The sequence below is a fragment of the Neobacillus drentensis genome, from assembly GCF_036966985.1.
GTDB lineage: Bacteria > Bacillota > Bacilli > Bacillales > Cytobacillaceae > Neobacillus > Neobacillus drentensis_E.
Genome location: NZ_JBALSN010000606.1, coordinates 1 through 1,816, shown reverse-complemented (window position 1 = coordinate 1,816; position 1,816 = coordinate 1). Strand labels below are relative to the sequence as shown.

The window sequence follows — 1,816 nt, the reverse complement described above, 5'->3', positions numbered from 1 at the left end:
ATTAACGAAAGGATTCCAGCCGAAGCGCGATATGTATTTTATGTTTGGATTTGATGAAGAAATCGGCGGTGAAGAAGGGGCGAGCGCGATTGTAGACACCTTAAAAGCCCGAGGAATTACCTTTGACTATGTTTTAGATGAAGGTGGTGCAATCGTTGAAAACATGGTTCCTGGTGTGAACCAGCCGGTTGGTGTGGTCGGTATTTCGGAGAAAGGATCAGCGACGGCAGAACTAACGANNCACCAATATTGGCCGTATTTCAAGTGCCATTTCGAAACTTGAAGATACTCAGTTTCATGGTGACCTTAGAGGTCCTGGTGATGATTTATTTGAATATGTTGCACCAGAAATGAGTTTTGGGATGAAATATGTGTTTGCCAACAAAGTCATTTTTGAGCCGGTGATTGAAAAAATACTACTTGGACAGCCAGCATCTGCAGCATTAATTCGTACCACGATTGCCCCAACGATTTTTCAAGCTGGCGAGCAAAATAATGCCTTACCTGAAAAAGCCACGGCTTTCATCAACCTTCGGCTCATGCCTGGTGATTCCTTAGGTGAAGTAAAGACATTCATTGAGGACACCATCGATGATGATGATATTAACGTGACGGTAACAGGTAATGAAGCCTCCAAGGTGTCTTCGATTGACGGATGGCCATTTAAGTCGATTCAACAAGCAGCAAGGAATGTTTACGGGAATGCAGTCGTTGCTCCCTATTTAATGTTTGCTGGCTCTGATGCAAGGCAATATGATCGTATTTCTAGTAATACTTATCGGTTCCTACCTGTACAGATTACTTCAGAGGACCTCAATCGAATGCATGGTACGAATGAACATGTCAGTGTCGAAAACTACCTGAATGCGATAAAGTTTTATACGGAAGTAATTAGAGAGTCAAATAAATAAAAATTATAGGAGGGATACCGCAATCGGGCGGTATTCTTTTTTATTCATCTTACATAAAAGGGCAAATTTTGAAGAAAATAACGTTATTACTGTTCTTAGGAGGCTATATTTTGCTAGAAAAAGCTTTCATAAAGACACGGCTGATTTTTCTTGTGCTTTTTATTGTTTTCATTACCACTAGTGAACAAAGTAATGACGTATTTGCGTTTACTAGTCAGGTGCTCCAAAGAGGTTCAACAGGAGAAGATGTTATTGAGTTGCAGTCACGACTCAAATATAACGGCTTTTATACAAGTAATGTAGATGGTGTATTTGGCTGGAATACATATTGGGCCGTACGGAATTTTCAAGATCAATTTGGCCTTCCTGTGGATGGAGTTGTAGGCGCTAAAACAAAGGCAGCTATTGTGAAAGCAACAAAATATGAAAAACCTAATTCATCGGGGAACAATTCTGCTAATGTAACAGGAGGTTTTTCACAAAATGATATTCAATTGATGTCAAACGCTGTTTACGGGGAATCACGTGGTGAGGAATACACTGGACAGGTCGCTGTTGCAGCAGTTATTTTGAATCGGGTCAGTCACTCATCGTTTCCAGATACAGTTGCAGGTGTCATCTATCAACCTGGGGCCTTTACTGCAGTGGCAGATGGCCAAATTAATTTAACACCCAATGCGACTGCGAAAAAAGCAGTTATGGATGCGATCAATGGCTGGGATCCTAGTGGCGGAGCCATATATTATTTTAATCCTGATACCGCGACAAGTGGTTGGATATGGAGTCGGCCACAAATCAAAAGAATTGGGAAACATATTTTTTGCAAATAGTGTGTGTAAAAAAAAACGACTTAGAAGTTGTATAAAACTTCTAAGTCGTTTTTATGATGGGCCTAAATGGACTCG

The 1,816-nt window shown here is 40.7% G+C and carries 2 protein-coding genes; both read left to right on the top strand.

All coding sequences use genetic code 11. The features are described 5' to 3' along the window. Nucleotides 1-248: 248 nt before the first annotated feature. On the top strand, nt 249-911 hold the full coding sequence (locus V7659_RS28895; RefSeq protein WP_335543493.1) for a M20/M25/M40 family metallo-hydrolase: 663 nt from the start codon (nt 249-251) through the stop codon (nt 909-911). A 110-nt stretch (nt 912-1,021) separates the two neighbouring features. Beyond that, nucleotides 1,022-1,741 (top strand): spore cortex-lytic enzyme, encoded by a 720-nt coding sequence (gene sleB, locus V7659_RS28890; RefSeq protein ID WP_335543492.1) that lies wholly within the window; start codon nt 1,022-1,024, stop codon nt 1,739-1,741. Nucleotides 1,742-1,816: the final 75 nt, after the last annotated feature.